Origin of the sequence: uncultured Roseivirga sp., from assembly GCF_963973945.1 — a bacterium.
Lineage (GTDB): Bacteria > Bacteroidota > Bacteroidia > Cytophagales > Cyclobacteriaceae > Roseivirga.
Window position 1 is genome coordinate 317,807 of sequence record NZ_CAXBBV010000001.1, and the last position, 19,991, is coordinate 337,797.

At 38.6% G+C, this 19,991-nt stretch carries 14 protein-coding genes; 6 read left to right on the forward strand and 8 right to left on the reverse strand.

Going from position 1 to position 19,991, the window contains the following annotated elements; all coding sequences use genetic code 11:
- Positions 1 to 103 precede the first annotated feature (103 nt).
- Entirely contained in the window at positions 104 to 1,330 is a 1,227-nt protein-coding gene (locus AAC026_RS01545) for a Pycsar system effector family protein (RefSeq protein ID WP_339694459.1), read from the reverse strand.
- A gap of 80 nt (positions 1,331 to 1,410) precedes the next feature.
- Here AAC026_RS01545 and AAC026_RS01550 point away from each other — a divergent pair, with 80 nt between their 5' ends.
- Together AAC026_RS01550 and AAC026_RS01555 are read left to right on the forward strand one after the other, a co-directional pair.
- Positions 1,411 to 2,253, forward strand: a complete 843-nt coding sequence (locus AAC026_RS01550; RefSeq protein WP_339694461.1) for an SdiA-regulated domain-containing protein — start codon at positions 1,411 to 1,413, stop codon at positions 2,251 to 2,253.
- 45 nt (positions 2,254 to 2,298) lie between these two features.
- Positions 2,299 to 5,985, forward strand: a complete 3,687-nt coding sequence (locus AAC026_RS01555) for a metallophosphoesterase (protein ID WP_339694463.1) — start codon at positions 2,299 to 2,301, stop codon at positions 5,983 to 5,985.
- A 14-nt stretch (positions 5,986 to 5,999) separates the two neighbouring features.
- Here AAC026_RS01555 and AAC026_RS01560 read toward each other — a convergent pair whose 3' ends face one another.
- A complete protein-coding gene (locus AAC026_RS01560; protein ID WP_339694465.1) occupies positions 6,000 to 9,023 on the reverse strand; it encodes a PAS domain S-box protein in 3,024 nt (1,007 codons plus the stop codon).
- A 105-nt stretch (positions 9,024 to 9,128) separates the two neighbouring features.
- On the opposite strand from AAC026_RS01560, the gene AAC026_RS01565 reads away from it, so the two are divergent.
- A complete protein-coding gene (locus tag AAC026_RS01565; RefSeq protein WP_339607488.1) occupies positions 9,129 to 9,905 on the forward strand; it encodes a response regulator in 777 nt (258 codons plus the stop codon).
- Here the strand turns inward: AAC026_RS01565 and AAC026_RS01570 are convergent.
- The 4 genes from AAC026_RS01570 to AAC026_RS01585 all read right to left on the reverse strand — a co-directional run bounded on the left by AAC026_RS01570 (position 9,902) and on the right by AAC026_RS01585 (position 13,805).
- Complete coding sequence (locus AAC026_RS01570) at positions 9,902 to 10,840, reverse strand: hypothetical protein (RefSeq protein ID WP_339694467.1); 939 nt, start codon at positions 10,838 to 10,840, stop codon at positions 9,902 to 9,904. The two genes, AAC026_RS01565 and AAC026_RS01570, sit on opposite strands and share 4 nt — an antisense overlap.
- A gap of 83 nt (positions 10,841 to 10,923) precedes the next feature.
- Positions 10,924 to 11,337 (reverse strand): cytochrome c, encoded by a 414-nt coding sequence (locus AAC026_RS01575; RefSeq protein WP_339607486.1) that lies wholly within the window; start codon positions 11,335 to 11,337, stop codon positions 10,924 to 10,926.
- Positions 11,338 to 11,463: 126 nt separating this feature from the next.
- The gene (lysA, locus tag AAC026_RS01580; protein ID WP_339694469.1) at positions 11,464 to 12,696 is read right to left on the reverse strand and encodes a diaminopimelate decarboxylase; all 1,233 of its coding nucleotides are present in this window, start codon (positions 12,694 to 12,696) and stop codon (positions 11,464 to 11,466) included.
- A 95-nt stretch (positions 12,697 to 12,791) separates the two neighbouring features.
- On the reverse strand, positions 12,792 to 13,805 hold the full coding sequence (locus AAC026_RS01585) for a T9SS type A sorting domain-containing protein (protein WP_339694471.1): 1,014 nt from the start codon (positions 13,803 to 13,805) through the stop codon (positions 12,792 to 12,794).
- 131 nt (positions 13,806 to 13,936) lie between these two features.
- On the opposite strand from AAC026_RS01585, the gene AAC026_RS01590 reads away from it, so the two are divergent.
- From AAC026_RS01590 to AAC026_RS01600, 3 genes are all read left to right on the forward strand, one after another.
- Entirely contained in the window at positions 13,937 to 15,496 is a 1,560-nt protein-coding gene (locus tag AAC026_RS01590) for a HAMP domain-containing sensor histidine kinase (protein WP_339607483.1), read from the forward strand.
- Positions 15,489 to 16,199, forward strand: a complete 711-nt coding sequence (locus AAC026_RS01595; RefSeq protein WP_339607482.1) for a response regulator transcription factor — start codon at positions 15,489 to 15,491, stop codon at positions 16,197 to 16,199. The genes AAC026_RS01590 and AAC026_RS01595 overlap by 8 nt, the downstream gene beginning before the upstream one ends.
- A 180-nt stretch (positions 16,200 to 16,379) precedes the next feature.
- Positions 16,380 to 17,114 (forward strand): 1-(5-phosphoribosyl)-5-[(5-phosphoribosylamino)methylideneamino] imidazole-4-carboxamide isomerase, encoded by a 735-nt coding sequence (locus tag AAC026_RS01600; protein ID WP_339607481.1) that lies wholly within the window; start codon positions 16,380 to 16,382, stop codon positions 17,112 to 17,114.
- Positions 17,115 to 17,118: 4 nt separating this feature from the next.
- Here the strand turns inward: AAC026_RS01600 and AAC026_RS01605 are convergent, their stop codons facing one another.
- Positions 17,119 to 19,497 carry a TonB-dependent receptor gene (locus AAC026_RS01605; RefSeq protein WP_339694473.1) on the reverse strand — a complete coding sequence of 793 codons (2,379 nt, stop codon included), beginning with the start codon at positions 19,495 to 19,497 and terminating at the stop codon, positions 17,119 to 17,121.
- Positions 19,498 to 19,573: 76 nt separating this feature from the next.
- Positions 19,574 to 19,945 carry a hypothetical protein gene (locus tag AAC026_RS01610; protein WP_339607479.1) on the reverse strand — a complete coding sequence of 124 codons (372 nt, stop codon included), beginning with the start codon at positions 19,943 to 19,945 and terminating at the stop codon, positions 19,574 to 19,576.
- Between the last annotated feature and the right edge of the window lie 46 nt (positions 19,946 to 19,991).

The following is a 19,991-nucleotide window of genomic DNA, read 5'->3' on the forward strand; positions in this document are numbered from 1 at the left end:
GTTACATTAAATGCCGACCATAGGCATGCCGCTCAAAAAATAATCCATTAGGATTATTAACAAGCCCAAATTGTTTGATGATTTAAATCGAGCCCTTGAGTAGTTAAAAAGTGTAGAAACTTGGAATATCTTGGGGTGGGAAGAACATCATAGCACACAAAAACGCCAAAATAGAGAGCACAAAGCCTATCATAAAGGTGGTATAGCACAATCTTAGAAGGCGATATTTTTTACCAAGTACTACTCCCAAAAAGTAAATGTCTTTGGTTAAGCTGCCATAAAGGTAGTCTCCATCTTTCATCATTTCGCGCATACCCCATTGGTAGCGGTCTAACTTCATTTTATGAAAGTTACCAAAGAAGAGGAGGTTGGTTTTTTTGTTTAAAACATCTTCATCTGTAAACACTCCTGAAGAAACGTTAGGCCTGGTAGCTAAAATCGCCAACACAATAGTGACCAAACAAACCACTATGAGCATCATAGTAGGAATAACCAAATTTGGGTACTCGTAAAGTTTTCTCACCAAAACAGAAACCACCACAGAAATAATAATGGTGTTTACTGAAATCATAATGTTGGCCTTGTTATCTGCCATTGCACTTAGTTCTAGGTGATTCTTAGAGGTGGTTCGAAACATAGTTTCAATTCCTCTTTCGGGCTTAAGTGCTACTTTGCCTTCTAGCTTTTCGATTTTCTCTTCGAGCTTCTTTATGTATTTATCGTCTTTGTTCGACACCTTAGTTTTCTTTTTAATTGACTTAAGGTTTTGTTTTTTTATTGGCTCTAAGTATTGCTTGCCATAATTAGTAAAGTAACGGTGGTCTTTAAAAAAATTGAAATTCATGCTATTCCAATCTTCTTCCTTTATTTCATACCCCTTAATTTTCTCTATTTCAACGTGCATCTTTTCAGACATCACGCTATAATCCGAACATGCCAAATGATGCAAATCCGCATCGCATAATACTTCTTCGAGCAGGTTTTTGGGAGATTGAGGCATTTGTGTGGCCATAATACAGCCTTCCACTTTGGCAATCTTTTCTTCAGGGTAACCCTCTTTACGCAAAAACTCTAGTGCTAATTTGGCACTCGCCTTTTCATGCTTAATACAACCAAAACAATACCCTAAATCGTGAAACCAAGCAGCAATCGTTACTATTTCAAGCTCTTCTTCAGAAAGCCCGCTTTCCTTACCAATCATTTTAGCGGCCTTAACTACCCGCGTAGTATGATAGAGGTCGTGGTAAACAAAGTCAGAAGAAATCTCCTTTTCGAGGGTTTTTTCTGCGTACGATGCCACCTTTTCTAGTATCGAATTCTGATCAATCATTGCTTAAATATAATCTGCTCATTTCACATAACATAAAAGTACCTACTGCCGTGAATTATATATCTGTTACTTTTGTTTGCATGAGCATGAAACGAACGCCCATTCTATTCATTATCGTATACTTAATCACTCTTCAATTTTCAGCTTGGGGTCAAGGCAAAGAAAGTTTTCCTTATAACCTTGAATCCCCCTCCGTTAAATACCGTCTTCCTTCCGTGCTAGAAGAAATATCCGCTCTTAGTTATTATGGGCCCAATCAATTAGCCACGCTCAACGATGAGCAAGGCAGAATTTACGTTTATGACCTTGATAAAAAAGAGATTGTTAAACGCATAAGGTTTGAAGGCAATGGCGATTTTGAAGGTTTAGAGTTAGTTGGTAAAGACATGTATGCTATAAAAAGCAATGGCAAGCTATATAAGTTCAATATTGACATTGAGGGTGTAGTAGAATCTATAGACACTCCGTTTACTTCAGAAAATGATGTAGAAGGTCTGGGCTACGACAAATCTACCAACACGCTACTTATTGCTTTAAAGGGAAAGGGAGATACTGACCATGTGAAAGTGAAAGGAAAAGCAGTTTATGGCTATAACCTTACTACTAAAGAGTTCACCAAAACACCCCTTTTTGTTTTAAAAGACAAAGACCTTGAGCGTGTTTTGGGTTCAGATAGCTCTAAATTCCGTCCATCAGGAATTGCGGTTCATCCAATAAGTGGTGAAATCTATATGATTGCTTCCGTTGGCTCTGCTCTTGTGGTGTTTAACAATGACGGTAGCCCAAAAAATTTGAGCATTTTAAAGAGAAGTCTTTTTCCTCAGCCAGAAGGTATTGCCTTTATGCCCAATGGAGATTTATTTGTATCGAATGAAAACGATAATGGGGGCACAATTCTCCGCTTCAATATGAAGCAAAATTGAGTGCATTAATTTGAATAACTTATTTTTACAGCAGTTTATAACTCTATGAAAAACATTGCCCTAGTTATTGCTAGTCTTATCTTATTCGGAACATCAGCGTATAGTTTCCAAGAGCAAGAAGCACCTATATATTCTGTTTTTTTGGTAGGCGATGCGGGCGAACCCGGTAAAAACCCAGTCTTGGATTTGCTTAAAACCGAGCTTGAAAAAGTAGGAGATCGAGGTAGTGTAATTTTTCTTGGTGATAATATTTACCCTCAAGGAATGCCTCCAAAAGGCCATAAATTAAGGGCAGAAGCTGAAATTGCGATAGATGGGCAAATCAATGCGGTAAAAGACTTTAAGGGGAAGAAAATATTTGTCCCTGGTAATCACGACTGGGCACAAGGAAGGCCCGATGGGTTTGATTGGCTGCAAATACAAGAGAAGTATGTTGAAAATAAATTGGATAGCCAAGATGTCTGGATTCCCACAAGGGGTTGCCCAGGGCCAGTTGAAATTGATCTCAACGAAAAAATTACACTCATAGTAATTGACACCCAATGGTTTTTACATCGGGGTGATAAACCGGGTGAAGGCTCGGACTGTGAGGCCACCACGCTGGTAGAAGTGGCAGCGAATTTTCAAGATGCACTAAAGAGAAATGCTCACAAAAAAGTGATTGTGGCTTCGCATCACCCCATGTACACTTATGGAATTCATGGAGGAATATTCAGTGTAAAAGACCACCTCTTTCCACTTACCGCCTCAAGCAAAACAAAAAATCTTTACATCCCTTTACCCATTTTAGGCTCTATTTATCCACTTTACAGAAAGTGGTTCGGCAACATTCAAGACACAGCCCACCCTGTATACCGCCAGTTTCGTGATGCAATGGTTTCACTTATGAAAAATCACCCCGACATTGTAGATGTAGCAGGCCATGAGCACGCACTTCAGCATATTCAGAAAGAGGGGATGGACTTTGTAGTAAGCGGAGCCGGATCAAAAAACAATGCCCATGTAAAGCAAAAAGGTGATGCACTGTTCGCTACAAACACCATGGGCTATGGACGCTTAGATTACTATGCAAATGGAAAAACTGAGTTAAGGTTTATTACTCCAGAAGAAGAAAAACCTTCTGAGATTTACGCCACAGTACTTTCAGAAAAGCCATTTAAACCAGCTCCAGAAGATTTACTAAAAAAATTCACCAACCTGTCATATGTTGGACAAGACACTGTTTTTGCAGCAAGTGAACTCTATCATGTTCGAAGTAATTTCCACATAAAAATGTTTGGAGAAAACTATCGAAATGAATGGGCGACTAAAATTAAAGTCCCTGTTTTCGATATTGGAAGTGAAAAAGGAGGATTAGAAATTCTTAAAAGAGGAGGAGGACATCAAACCATTTCGCTTAGGTTAGAAGCCAAAAACGGAAAGCAATACGTGCTGAGGTCTATGGATAAAAACCCAGCCCTTACCTTACCCCCCGAGTTCAGAAAAACTTTTATAAAGTCCATTGTTCAGGATGGTATTTCAGCCTCACACCCATACGCTCCTTTCATTCTTCCTCCTTTAGCCGATGCTGCAGGAATCTTCCATACTAACCCAAAAGTGGTTTACATTCCAAACGACCCAAGATTTGGGCTACACCAACAGGATTTCGCAAATACACTCGCTTTATTCGAAGAAAGGCCAAATAAAGAAAATATTGAAGAGCCTTTTTTTGGAAGTGGAGACGATGTGCTGTCAAGCCCAGATTTGTATGAAAAACTTAGAAATGATAATGACAACCATGTAGATCAAGTTTTTGTAGCTCGAAATCGGCTTTTTGATTTCTGGATTGGCGACTGGGATCGTCATGACGACCAATGGAGATGGGTAGAATACGATAAAAAGGATGATGAAAAACTTTACAAGCCTATTCCAAGAGATAGGGATGTAGCCTTTTTTGCAGGGGAAGGCATCTTCAAAAAAATTGCCTCCTCAAAATGGGCCCAACCCGCACTCAGAGGTTTTCATGACGACATAGACTACCTGCCTAGCTTAGGAAGTTACCGTATTCGTTACTTCGACCGAATTTTTATGACGGAAGTTTCCATGGAAAGTTGGGTGGAACAAGCACGTGAACTAAAGGCTGCCCTAACCGATGAAATCATTGAAAAATCTATAAGGCAATGGCCCGATGAAATTTATGATTTACATGGCGAAGAGATTATTCGCAAGCTCAAAAACAGAAGAGATAACCTTGAAAAATATGCCAAGGATTATTACTCATTGATTTCAAAAGAAGTAGATGTTTTAGCGAGCGACAAACAGGAGCTTTTTAAAGTAGAGCGGCTTGATGATGAACATACAAAAGTGACTGTTCATAAAATCTCTAAAAAAGGAAACCTAGATAAAATTATTTACCAAAGAACCTTCAAAACCTCAGAAACCGATGAGATAAGGCTTTTTGGTTTCGATGGAAATGACAGGTATGAAATTACAGGAGAAGTAAATAAAGGCATTAAAGTAAGGATTATAGCAGGGGCTGACGATGACATCATTGAAGACAGCAGCCAAGTGAGAGGCCTTTCAAAAAAGACTATTGTTTATGATGAAAAAACGGGTACTGAGCTAATAACTAGTAATGAAACCAAAAACTTAACTACCGATAAAGACCCTAATATAAATGCATACAATCGCCAAGAATTTGATTTTAACCTTTTGGCTCCTTTAGCATCGGTAAACTACAATGCTGATGATGGTCTGTTCTTAGGAGGAGGTGTGTATATAAAAACCGATGGTTTTAGAAAGGCGCCTTATGCCACCAAACATAAGGTTTTGGGCAATTATGCGATAGGAACATCATCTTATCAGTTCTCATACGATCTGGACATTATTGATGCACTTGGAAAGCTAGACTTCTCATTATCAGCCGAAGCTAAGGCGCCCAATTTTGTGAACAACTTTTTTGGAATGGGCAACGAAACGCCTTACGATAAAGACATTGAAGAGCGATATTATCGTACTAGGTTTGAAGAATATTCTGTAAGACCAACGTTTACCCTAAACCTTGGAAAGAATGCTTCTCTAAATTTTGGGCCTACCTTTCAGGCCATAGAGGTAGAAGAAAGCTCAGATAGATTTATTAATGACTTTGCCAATACCGCCCCTTTAGGGGCAAGCGTTTTTGAACAGAAAGTTTACGCGGGAGGAACTGTTGGTTTTCACTTTAATGAAACATCAGATCAGCTAATTCCAAAGAGCGGACTGAACTTTAATGCTGTTTTAGACTACAACGCTGGTTTTAATTCCTTTTCTGGTAATAGTGCCCAGCTCAAAACCGATGCTTCTTTCAGATGGAGCTTTCACGAGCCTTCTAGAACCGTGTTTGCTACCAGAATGGGTTACCAAAAAACGCTGGGAGATTATGAGTTTTTCCAGTCGGCTCAATTGGATGGGTTTAACACTTTAAGGGGCTATAGAAGGTACCGTTTTTCAGGCGAAAGCAGCTTGTATCACCAGGTAGAAATGAGAGTGAAGCTCTTCGATTGGAGGTCTTTCTACTTCCCTTCCCAAGTAGGAATGATTTTGTTTAACGACTTAGGCCGTGTTTGGGTAGACAATGAGGAATCTAATAAAATTCACCACGGCTATGGTGGCGGGGTCTACATTACTCCATTCAACTTTGCCGCTATTAATGTTCTTTTGGCGGTTTCCGAAGAAAGCGTAATGCCTCTAGTAAAGTTTGGCTTCTATTTTTAATAGAGAAAAAGAAGTTATACTTCTGGTAAATTAACAAAGAACGAGGTGCCTTTACCAAGCTCACTTTTAAAGGTAACTGTACCCTCATGAATCTCGACAAAATTCTTAACGATAATTAGTCCTAAGCCCGTTCCTTCAATATCGCCTACATTTGTGGCGCGAGAAAAAGATTCGAAAAGCCCTTTCTGGTCTTTCTCAGGGATTCCGATTCCGTAGTCTTTTATTTCTACACAAACGCCCACTTTCTTATAAATAATAATTACCTCGGGGTCTGGTCTGTTCTCCGAGTATTTAAGAGCGTTATTAATTAAGTTAGAAAGTGAGTGACCTATTAATTGGCTATCCAATTCAATCTGTCTTTCCTGTCCTTTAATACTGACTTTAACATTTCTGGATTTATGCTGAACGCTGTTCTCTAAAACCACCTGTTTTACAATGCCTGTTAAAGAAGTAATGTCTTTTTTAATTACTGTTTTACCTACATCTAACCTGCCCAGCGTGAAAACATCCTTAAGCAAGGAATTCATTCGCTCCAATTCCGCTCTTATTCGGCCCACGTGCTTTTTCAATTTGGTGTTAGGCTCAGGGTCTGCATCCAAATACATATTGATCAGTTCATTACTGGACTGAATTGTGGTAAGTGGAGTTCTAAATTCATGCGAGGCCATAGAAATAAAACTCGACTTGAGTTTACCCAACTGCCTTTCTTTTTCCAAAGCTTTAATTCTTTCAGAAATATCGCGAGTAGAAGATTGTAGGTATAAAAAGTTACCGTTTGAATCTTCTATGGAACTGTATGATGATTCAACCCAAATCCATTGCTCGTCTTCAGCCTGAATTCTATAAGTAACCTTAACGTTCTTACTCTTATTTTCAACTACTTGGTTAATAATGGATTGAACAAAAGGCTGTTCTTCTGGGTGAATTAAATCAGAATAAAAAGTATCCAATAGTGCATCTTGTGCATAGCCAAGTAAAAATTTAGATGAGGGGGAAATGAAAGAAATTCTGCCTTCAAAATCTTGCAAGGCAATCACGTCTCCAGAGTTTTCCGACACTAGTTTGTATTGTTCTTCCTTTTCTTGAAGTTTCTGTTGGGTTAAAATTTTCTCGGTAATATCTCTCTGATTACTTCTTATGTAAATTATTCGGCCGGCATCGTCCAAAATAACACCTTCCTGCGCTTCCATCCATCGCCAATCGCCTTCCTTGTTTTTATATCGGAAGGTCATTTTATGGTCTTTTAGCTTTTCCTCAACTGTTTTATCAAGCTCCCTCACCACTTCGTCTAAATCTTGCGGATGAATAAATGAGGAAATCTTCCTTCCCAAAACCTCATTGATTTCGTACCCCAGCATTTCTTTTACTGAAGGCGACACAAAATCATAAACACCTTCGGTATCCATGAGCGTAACAATGTCGTGTGAGTTTTCGGTAATCAGCTTATACCGCTCTTGGCTTTCTTTCAGCTTTTGAGCGGCAATAAAGCGCTCGGTTACATCCCTAGTGGAGGTTAATAAATACAAAGGATCTCCTTCTGTATCTGTAATTAATCCCCCCCTACTTTCTAGCCATACATCATACCCTCTTTTATGCTTGGCTTTAAAAGTAACGCTGGCCATTTTAGTGCTCTGGTTAATTACATTAAGCATGGCTTGCGACACCTGAATTAGGTCATCCTTTTCTATAAATTCGCGTAACCTCAATTGCTCTAACTCAGAAGAATCATAGCCTATAATATCTTTACAAGATGGGCTTACAAATATGAATGTGCCATCTGGGCTTTGTAGACAAATGCAGTCGCTGGAGTTTTCAGAAATAAGCTTGTATTTCGCTTCACTTTCTCTCAGTTTTGACTGCGCTTGTTTTAAAGAAGTAATGTTGGACAATGAGCCAACGATCTTTCTTGGGCGACCTTTACCACCACTATACAGTATTTTTGCCTTTACGAAAATCCAAAGAATTTTACCATCCTTACCCACCATTCTGGTTTCCATTTCCAGTTCTTCATTCTTTGTTTCAAACTTGTTGTGAATGAGTTGCAAAAACTCCACTCGGTCTTCTTCATGAATAAACTTGGCCAACAAGTTTTTATCCAGTGGGTTCTTCTTTGGCTTTAGGTCCATCGCCTCCCAAAACTGCGGAGAAAGGTATGAGCTAGATTTTTTGAAATCATATTCCCAAATCACATCATTAGTACCCTCCACTGCAAGTTGGTAGCGGTCATTACTTTGCTTTAATTCTCTTTCAAGTGATTTTCTAACCGTAATGTCTTGTAGAATAGTAATGTAACAAGGCTCGTTTTGAAACTCCAATGGCATAGTAGAAGCACTGACCCAATATGACGCTCCTTTACTATTCTGGAGCATGAGCTCATGGTTTTGCACCGATCCATTTTTCACCAGAGTTTCGAGGTATGACTTTCGCCCTTCAAAGTTTTGATAAAACTGAATCACCTTTTTCCCCAAAAATTCATTGGGCTTCATTCCATACACTTCAAAAAGCATCTCGTTTGCAAAAATTGCTTTTCCCGTGTTTTGTGTAGAAATAAAAACAGGGTCAGGCAAGGCTTCTACAATGCTTTTAAGGCGCTGTTGGCTAAGCTCTAAATCTCTTCTGGATTTTCTGATGTCGTCAATATCAGTAGTGATTCCATCTAGTCGAACAGGTTTACCGTTTTCATAGTATACCTTCACCCTATCCCTCACATACCGATAATTGTCCTCTCCGCGTAAGGCCCTATAAGCGTAATTGCCACTTCCTAAATTAAGAACACTGACAACTTCATCTAAAATTCGCTCTTGGTCTTCGGGGTGAATGGTGTTTTGCCACTCCTCAATGGTGGTAGCAGCTTTTTTATAAACTTCTCCTGGAGTTCGGCTCAGCGGATCGTTAAGATAAATAATTTCATAAGGCTCTACCGACATGTTGATGCTCCAAACAACTTCATAGAGGTTTTTGACTACAGACTCGTAATTGATACCTTTTGCGTTTGTATCTGGTATTTCGTCTGTAGAATCATCGAAAACGTTTTGCATAACAACTATGGCCTCTGTGAATTAATTTGTCTAAATTTAAGATAGCATATTCAGTAATTACTGACAAAAAAACAATTCACCCAACACACCTAAATAGAAATTTAAATGGCTGTAATCAACAATGACTATGACCAATCGCCAAGAATTCTCATAGTTGAAGATGAACCTTTTATTGCGGAAAACCTTCAAGAAATGCTAGGCATTTTCGGCTATGAACAAACCGAAATAGCCAATTCGGCAAACCAGGCGATCAAAGCAATTAAAGCTTCACTGCCCGATCTTATATTACTGGATGTAAAGATCAAGGGCGACCAAGATGGAATTGAATTAGGAGGCATTATTCATGAGCAATATAAAGTGCCTTTTGTTTACATTACCTCATACTCAGATAAGGAAACTGTTAATCGCGCAAAACATACTCGCCCACTAGGTTTTATAGTAAAACCCTTTACCAAAGATGATGTTTATGCGGCTATTGAGGTAGCACTATTTAACAAGAATAGGATTGCAGCAAGCTCAGGCCAAAACCTTTTCAACACTAACCCAACCACTTACAGTAACGATTCAATCTTTATTAAGAAGAAGAGTTTACTTGAAAAAGTAAAGTATTCTGATTTAATATGGATAGAGGCAGATGGAAATCATATTACCCTGCATGCTACAAAAGATAGGAGTTACACCGTAAGGAAGTCATTGAAAGAAATCACTGACAAGCTTCCTAAAGATAAATTTCTGAGGGTGCATAAATCGTTTGTTGTTCAAGTGGATGCTGTTACGGCTATTGATACCAACCACGTACATATGGATGACAAAAAGATTCCGATTGGAAGATCATATTATAATGCCTTCACCGCAACCTTAAATACGATTAGCGCCAGTTAGTTTCTTCTATAAAAAAACAAGGGAACAGGATCAGCAGAATTCTTTTCACTTACAGTATAAAATCCGGAGCCATCTGTTGAAAAGCAGATGGCTTCTCCTTGTGGTTCAGCTGTATACATCAATCTGCTAGGCTTTTCACTTAAGGCATCCTTTATGGTTACTCCGTTAGGTCTTGCCCAATGATAAACCTCAAAGTAAGTTTTGATTAAAACTTCTGTACCATCAAAAGAAATGTCACCTCCTACAAAGCCTGTATAAGGCATGCTCATAATGAATTCGGCCGTATCCATTTCTACTACCGACTGCGGAAATGGTAATACGTAAAGACCCACTTGAGATTCTCGTTTAGAAACTATGTAAATGTCTTTGGTCAACGGATCAACCATCAGGCTTTCGGCATCTCGTGCTCCATTTGAATACACATAATTAATGGCTTCTACATTTGACAGGGTCTGTGAACTTGGAATGTTTGGCACATTCAAATCAGGCTCAGCCACTCTGTAAATGGTCAAATTGTTTCTAGTAGCTCGGTTATCCCCTATGTCGCCTACATATAGGTATTGAATAGCATCGTCTGGCCCAGGCCCCATAGCAATATCTTCCCAATCTGTATTTTGACTTCCTTCTAATCTGGCCTGACTCGCTTCTGCACCCGTTTTAGACATAAGGTAAACAATAGGTTCGCCTCCGCTATCATTGTGTGTCCACAAATAATTATTGTTTGATCTGCTACTTACAAGCCCCGAAGCTTCATCAATATCTTCTGAAGCAATTGAACCTACTTCTTGACCAGCAGCAAACAGATTACTGATTTGGCTATCGTCTTTAGGATCATCATCACCAGAAACTTCTTTGCAGCCTGCCGCTACAAAAGTCGCTAGCACAAAAAGTATCAGTCCAGTTTTTAGGGTTTTCATTACAGCCTTAACGCTCATTTTCTTAAAAGTATTTCTGCCTTGGATAAAAAACGATTGGTAGCAAATAAAAATAGCCTCGTTGGAGGCTATCTAATTCTCAGCTATTTTTTTGCCCGAACCTTGGCTACGTGTTCTGCTGTTACTTTATCTCCTTTATTACCCCATGAATTTCGGACGTAATTAAGTACATCGGCAATGTCTTTGTCATCCAAACCAGTAGCTGGCATGGCGCCTTTATACTTTTTTCCGTTTACAGTAATTTCTCCTTGTTGCCCGTCAATCAACACTTTAATTGATCTATCGAGGTCTTTCATCAAGTAATCCGATTTAGCCAATGGTGGAAAAACGCTGGCTATACCTTGCCCTTCATTCATATGGCAAGCCATGCAAAGTCCTTCATAGACACTTTTCCCATCAGCCATGCTCTTTTTCAAAGCGGCATCCTGAACGGTTGTAAAACTGAATGAAATTGTGGCAACGGCCAATACTGCAAATAGAATGTATGTTTTTTTCATCTTTCTTAGATTGTATCGTTAGTAAAAGTATGAGAATATTTTTGAAACCCGCAGCCAGTAAAACAAAAAAGCCGCAACATTAATTTCAAGCCATACTCTGCACAAATCGAACCAAACTAACCTAAGTTAAATTTCGATCTCAATCTGGTTTCGAACTAAATCCTCAAAAACCTCTCTTTGTCTAATCAGTTTTGCTTCACCTTTATGAATCAAAACTTCCGCAGGCTTTAATCTTGAATTATAGTTTGAGGCCATACTGAACGAGTATGCACCTGCATTTTTGAAAGCAATTACGTCACCTTCTTTTACTTCGCTCATTTTCCTATCTAAACCAAAAGTATCTGTTTCGCAGATATACCCTACTACAGTGTAAATTCGCTTGGTTCCATTTGGGTTAGAAAGGTTCATAATTTCATGGTAGGAATCGTACATCATTGGGCGAATCAAATGGTTCATGCCCGAATCGACCCCAACGAATACGGTAGCTGGTGTAGTTTTTACCACATTGGTTTTGGTAAGAAACACGCCTGATTCGCTAACAAGAAATTTGCCTGGTTCAAACCACATTTCCAGTTCTCCGCCATACTCCTTGCAGAAGCTTTTGAATGCCGCACTTAACTTTTCACCTAGTTCTTCAATATCGGTTACAATATCGGCTTCTTTATAGCCCACTTTAAAACCACTTCCAAAATCGATAAATTCTAAATCTTTAAAGTTTTTGGCTGCATCAAACAAAATTGCAGCAGCTCTTAAAAAGACTTCTGCATCTAGTATATCAGAGCCCGTATGCATATGTAGCCCTGTTACATTGAGGCCATAGGTATTTACTACTCTTGTAATATGCTGAAGCTGGTAAATCGAAATTCCAAATTTAGAATCGGCATGGCCGGTTGAAATTTTCTTATTTCCTCCCGCCATAATATGCGGATTCAAGCGAATACAGACAGGAACGGTATTGTGAAATTCGTTTCCAAATTGTTCTAGAATGGAAATGTTATCGAGGTTAATCATTACCCCTAAATCCACCGCTTTTTTTATTTCTGAAAAAGAAACGCAATTGGGAGTATATAGAATTTGATCGGCCTTAAACCCTGCCTTCAACCCCATGTGCACCTCTTGAATAGATACACAATCGAGTTCGGACCCGATGCTGCGTAAAAGCTTAAGAATGGAAATATTAGTCAACGCCTTGGTTGCATATTTTACCTTCATCTTCACTCCGCTAAAAGCGGAAGTAAGCTTTTTAAATTGAGCTTCAATTTTTTCGGCATCATACACATAAAGTGGTGAGCCATAAGTTTCGGTAAGCTCCACTAAGTCTACACCTTGAATGGTGTATCGGTCATTCACTAAATCCATTTTGAATAAATTAAGGCGCAAATATACTGTGTAGAAAAATAAAAAAGAGGAAGATTGACCAAACCTTCCTCTTAGAAAATGAGAATGAAAATTTACTACTCAATAATCACTCGCTTTGTAAGCGTTTTATTGTTCTGAATTACTTGTAAAATGTATACGCCTTCTCGTTCATCTGAAATATCGATTTTGAAATTATAGGAAGCAGCTCCAGAAGAGTCGGTTTTCTCATAAACTACATTTCCTGTGGGGCTTACAATTTTTACTTGCAGTGGTCCTTTATCGGTGGTTTCTATTTCTAAATTGAACCTACCATCGCTCGGGTTTGGGTAAAAACTGATGTCTTTGATTTCAAGCGGTTCCATTTTATCGGCCCCAACTACTTCCTTATCCTTGTCTTTTGCTGCGCGAACAAAAACCCGTGCTCTCGAAATTACATGAAATCCGTCCTCATCCTTGTCATCTCCAAAACTCCAAGCATTAAAGTTTCCGTCTTCATTATCATTGTCAAAATCGAAGTCAAAACTCATATCGCCAAACTTATTTTTAAACGCCTCTCTTAAAGAATCCATGTCCATTATCTCATTGCCATTCTGGAACATTTTTCCATTCTTGAAATGAAAATTGAGTTTATTTTTCAATGAGTCCATGTCCATAAAAAAGGGAGTGTCATTATCAAAATCAAAAAAGAAATTGTTGGTTCCAAAACCACCTCGCATCATAGATTCCATATACTTTCGCATATTGTCCATGTCGAAATCAAACATAGAAGAGGGCCCTTGACCCATTCGGAAAGAACTTGAAGAGCCAAAGCTTGAGCTCCCCCCACCAAAATTCCAGTCGCTTAAATCAATACCGTTTTTCTCTAAATCAGGGTCACCATTGATTTCATCATAGCTATCATAAGTCTTTTCAAAAGTCTTTGTGTCGTCACCATCTTTCATAACGACCTTGAGTTTTACCTTACCGTCTTCAGTAGTATTAATAGATACTGACTTAGATTGACTGCGTTCTTGAGTTTGTGCAAAGCCATCAAAACTGGTGGCCATTAAAATGATCATGGCAAAAAAAGCCACGAGTTTAAGTGTTTTTTTATTCACTGACCGTTTCATCTTTTAAACCTTTAAGTTGTTGATACGAAAGTATTTAATTAACCGAAATGGCTTTGTTAAAAGGCGGTTAAATCATGTTAATTTTTGTTAAGCTCACAGCCATGACCATTTTATTAAAGTACTTTTGAGCCATGAGTAGAATGAAGATAAGGTGGCTGATAGGATTGCTGAGCATAGCCATGCTCGGTTTGATCGTCTTCCAGTTTTATTGGATCAAAGAAGTAACCAAGGTAAATGAGGAACGATTTACCCAAAATGTTCAGACGGCCTTAAATGAGGTAACGAACAAGCTCGCTCGGCAAAATGACACCAACTTTTTGCAGACGGACGTTAGCCAAATGATGCCAAATCAGCCAGAAAGAATGCAGCAGGGCGATAGTTTAACCAATCCTTTTCGTCCTCAGAACAGGCGGCCAATGCCATCTCTAAATCCAAACCTAATTACCTACGACCTCCAGGTAGATGAAATAAATAATAAAATTGATTTCAACGTAAACCTTGGGTTAATGCTCCAAGACTTTTACTCCCAAACCAACCCTAATCTCGATCAAGAACGCATTCAGCTAGAGCAACAAATGAAGAGTAGGTTAAGGTCTATTCAGAAAGATTGGGCAGAGCACTTGGTGGGTAGTAACAACCTTTTTTCAAGAGTCAATCCAGCCGAGTTAGATACGCTTCTTAGAAGAGAAATGAGAAATCGTGGGATTGATTTGGACTACAATTATGGAATTATTGAAAGAAGAACAGGTAAGGCCAATTTAATCAATTCCTCGAGTGTAGATGATTTAGATAATATTAAGAATTCAAAACTGCAGGCCAACCTCTTTCCAACAGACTTACAGCCGAAAGATTATTTTCTTAGCGTTTACTTCCCAAGCCAAAAGCAATTCCTTTTAAAACAAGGTTTGCTGCCGTTATCAGCCTCTGGGCTATTAATGTTTATTCTTATCGGTTGTTTTACATACGCCATTGTAATCATACTTAGGCAAAAGAGAATTTCAGAAATTAAGAATGACTTCATTAATAACATGACACACGAGTTCAAAACCCCAATTGCTACGGTGTCTTTAGCTACTGAAGCCCTTCAAGATGCGGACTTGAGAAAAAATGAAGGTATCGTAGATCGATACATTCAAGTAATCAGGGACGAGAATAAAAGGCTCGGAATGCAGGTAGAAAAGGTACTTCAAATTGCCAGTCTCGACAAAAAAGACTTTAGGTTGAAATTCGAAACTGCCGATGTGCACGATATTATTGAAAAGGCACTAGTGAACATCGATATTCTAGTGCAAAAGCGCCAGGGTAGTATCACAAGTCAGCTTTTAGCTTCAAACCCAAATATTGAGGCCGACAAAGTCCATCTTACGAATATTATTTATAACCTACTGGACAACGCCAATAAATACTCACCAGAACCACCAGAAATACATATCAGAACTGAAAACATCTCTACGGGAGTAATCATAAAAATATCTGATAAGGGAATTGGTATGGGGCGAGAAGATATTGACAAAATTTTTGAAAAATTTTACCGGGTTTCTACTGGTAATATTCATGATGTTAAAGGATTTGGCCTTGGCCTTTCTTATGTAAAAAACATTGTTGAAATGCACAAAGGAACCATTTCTGTGAAAAGCGACCTAGGAAAAGGAAGCACATTTAAAGTATATTTACCTTTCAATCATGGCTAGTTTTAAAATTTTACTTGTAGAAGATGACCCCAACCTTGGGCAAATCTTAAATGAATACCTAATGTTAAAAGGGTATGAAACGAAACTTTGCCGCGATGGCGAGGAAGGTGTCAAAGCATTTAAGCGTGAAGCTTTTGATCTATGCCTTTTTGATGTAATGCTTCCTAAAAAAGATGGGTTTTCTATGGCCAAAGAAATAAGGAGAGACGATAAAGTAACTCCTATCATTTTTCTAACGGCCAAATCAATGAAAGAAGATACTATTGAAGGCTTTAAAATTGGGGGTGACGACTACATTACCAAACCTTTTAGTATGGAAGAATTGCTGCTTCGTATTCAGGCCATATTGAGAAGAACAGCCGAAAAGAATCCCCAAATTTCCGATCAGAAAATCTTTGAGTTCGGCTCTTTTCGCTTCGACTTCGACAAACAAATTCTTTCTTGGGATGGAGGTGAAAACAAACTTACTTCTAAAGAATCAGAGCTCTTAAGGCTTCTCTGCCTCCATGAAAACCAACCATTGGATCGTTCTACAGCTTTAAAAATTATATGGAGAGACGACAGCTACTTTAATGCCCGTAGCATGGACGTTTACATTGCTAAACTCAGAAAAATGTTGAAAGCAGATGAATCTGTACAAATTATTACTATCCATGGGTCTGGTTTCAAATTAATTACCGAGAACACGGCAGAAAAAGAATAACTAAAACTGAGATATTGACGTTCAGTGGGTTAATATTTTATAGGCAATAAACTTTGAATAATGGTTCAAAAAGCCTATTTTACTTGGCTTGAATTCTAACATAATATTAATATAGATTTTTTCTTTTTGGTGTTAGAAACCGCTAATTTTGGCTCCTCAAGCTTTATATACCCAACTAATATGATAAAAATTGTTCCCTCAATATCGATTATCAACGGAAAACTAACCCGATTAAAGCAAGGCGATTATGAACACGGTACTGTATATAAAGACAGCCCTGTTGATATTGCTCGAAGGTTTGAAGATTGTGGGGTAAAGAAAATCCATATTGTTGATTTAGATGGAGCAAGAAGCGGCACTCCAGTAAACTATCATGTATTAGAATCAATAGTAGGTTATACAAAACTGAAAGTAGACTATAGCGGTGGTATTGCTACTGATGGAGACATTAGCAAAGCTTATGAATATGGAGCTACTTCAATCACTGCCGCATCTATTGCCACTTCCGATAAAGAACAGTTTGGTTCTTGGCTTGTGTCATACGGTAGAGAAAAAATCATTCTTGGGGCAGATGCCAGAAATAGCAAAATAGCCATAAGAGGATGGCAAAAGGATACCAACATTGATATGTTTGACCATATTGACTACTACTACATGCGCGGGCTTAAGTATGTAAAGAGCACAGATGTAGCCAAAGATGGTATCCAAGAAGGTCCAAATTTTGAGATGTACAAAGAAATTGTGTCTCGCTTTAAAGGAATCCACGTGCTTGCCAGTGGTGGAGTAAGATCTATTGACGACATTAAGAAACTAGAAGAGATTGGTGTTAAATCTGTGATTTTTGGAAGGGCCTACTACGAAGGCAACCTAACCTTGAAGGACATTGAAAAATTCATTGTCAACCAATCTAAATAATCCCTTAAAAACTGTAATTCAATTTAACGCTAAAGTTTCTACCCGTCTCGTCCGAGTAGTAACGCAGCCTGTTCATGTAATCGCGATAGCTATTATTGAACATGTTTTCAACAGAAGCATACAGCGCCAAGTAATTTCCAGAAACAGGCACTTTAAAACCAACACTAAAACCAATATTGGTATAGCCAGCAGGCGGAGCTAAAAAGTCAAAAACAGTTTGGTTGTCCGTAAAAAGATCAGAGTTTGTTTCATTGGCTTCTATTACTTCAGAGATACTCACCACCCTTGGTGCATTTCTTTGCTTGTCAACCATATCGGCTGATAATGAAATGTAAGGATCTTTCAACCAGCCATCATTGAAATTATATGTAATACCCGTGGAAAGTCGGTTGGTAGGAATACTAATCAATGGCCCCTTATTCAGCTGGTCTTCCGCCCTGATTAACGACAGCTTACCCGTAACATCAAAATGTTTGTTCAAATGGTAGCTTACATCCGTATCTAGCCCAATAAAAGAAGCATCCGTTTGGGTATAACTCAACAATGGAAAAGCACCTTGAATGGTAAGCTCAACATTCTCTGGCCTCAGATAAATGTAGTCGTAGATATAATTGTAGTAAGCCGCTATGTTCATATCAAACTTCTCTGTGGCCTTTTCAAAGCTACTAATCCACTTGATGGCCTTTTCACTAGCAAGACTCTCATTTCCTCTTTCAATGGCAGCAGAGCCATGGTGAAGGCCTCCACTGTACAACTCGTTAATATGGGGTGCGCGCCAGGCAGTTCCTAAATTAGTTCTGAAATTCCATCCTGAAGGAAGAAAAAACACCGCTCCCAATGAGCCTGTTACATTATTGAAATCAAACTCTGGAGTCAGTAGGTTATTTTGCGAATCAAAACGCTTTACTAAATAATGCTTGAAATCGTAACGAACACCCCCTTCTAGTTCATACTGATCTTGGATATACCTCCAAATGGCATGTACCCCAACGGTCCAGTTGTCAAAATTGGGAATCAATGGCTTAATACCTGTTTCTGGGTTATTGGAGTTTCCTTGAAAAAGAAAGCTGGCACCAATATCTCCTTTAAAATCGCCTAGGGGATTCATGTCTAAATCTAACTCAACTGTATGCGTAATCAGCTCTAGCGAAAGGGCCGGAATAGCAGACCTTCCACCTCTTCTTATATCAAATTCTTCTCTCTGATTTCGTTGAAGGCCGTACTGCACAGTAACTTCACCAAGGTCGTTCCAATCTAAATGTCCATTAAACTTTAATAACTGATGTTGTACCCTTTGTCTTGGGTTATTGATGTCATAGCTGAAATCACTAATATAAAGTGGTCTATCACTTCCAATTGCTCTTTCTAAATCTGTAAGGTTTCCTATATGGGCACTTCTAAGCACTCCTATTTCGGCATCAAAACTACTGAAGTATAATTCGAGTCCTCCTTTTTCTTTATGGTAACCTAAACCCACCGAAAAGTTCTTTTCTAATGTACCAGTATTGGTTAGCCTATAATTTGGTGCTTTAGAATCTCCAGCCTTCTTATAGCTGCCTTGAAGTCTCCAGTCAAAGCCATTAAGTCCTTCAACACCTCCTTCAACCATAGCACTTCCAGTATACATTCCATTATTGGAATTACCAACAGCATTGAATGAGCCAGAAATACCTGCTGCTTCTGGTAAATCCGGTGGATTTACTAAAATAACACCACCAATTGCATCGGAACCATATTTTACTGCCGCAGCACCTTTAATTAATTGAAGGTTAGTCGCTACAAATGGGTCAATCTCTGGTGCATGTTCCTGCCCCCATTGCTGACCTTCTTGCCTAATTCCATTGTTCAAAATAAGGATACGGCTGCTATGCAACCCGTGAATAACTGGCTTGGCAATGTTTGGCCCTGTTTGAAGCATATTTACTCCAGACATACTAGAAAGGGTTTTGCCTAGTGATTCACCACTCTTTTTAAAGAGTTCTTCCTTCTTTAATTCCAGCTGTTTTAAAGTGGCTACTTCTTCTGCTTTTTCACCTTCAACCGTAACTTCATTCAAATCTGTAATTTCGGGAGCCAGCCCCACTTGAATTTTAGTCGATTTTGTAAGGGTAATGGTTTGTTTGTATGGTTCGTAGCCAACAAATCGAATTAAGATTTCATAAGTTGTTGCGCAAAGTCCTACGATTTCAAATTCCCCTTTTTCATTGGCCACTACTCTTTTTTGAGTATTCTGGATTTCAATTGTTGCCAAGGGAATTGTCTCTCCACTATCGTTTCCTTTAATAACCCCAGATAGTTTCAAATCGCAATTGGTTTGACCAACAGCAACTAGGTTAAAAAAGCTTAGCAATAAAATTACAACTGGGAGACGCTTCAAAATCATGCCGCAAGTTATACGTAAATGCAACACCATTGCAACAATGAATTTTCAAAAGGTCAAAAGAAGTTAAAGAAGGTATTTATTTCTTCTCAAAAACCTCTGAGGGCTTAAACTTGTAAAAGATGTAGTAAAGAAAATTAAAAGAAAGAGCCGATTGATTGTCTTCTTTATTGGCAACTTTTGGTTGATTGTCCTTTCTTTCTGATGGTTTTTCTAGAGAAACAGTGTTCAACTCTGAATTTAATATGACAGACTCTCCATTACCACGAGGGGTCTCGCGCTTACCTTCAGAATGTAAATCCACTGGGATCAGACTATCTTGAATAGCTGTATTTTCATGTCTAGGAACAGGTAAGAGCACTTCTTCACCCTCTTGACCCAAGGCACTCATAGAATGCATTGACATCCCTAAAATTCCGAAAGTGAAGATACGAAGTAGTTGTCTATTCATAGTATTTATCTCATGGGGGGGATAAAATTAATAAAAAATCGCAATT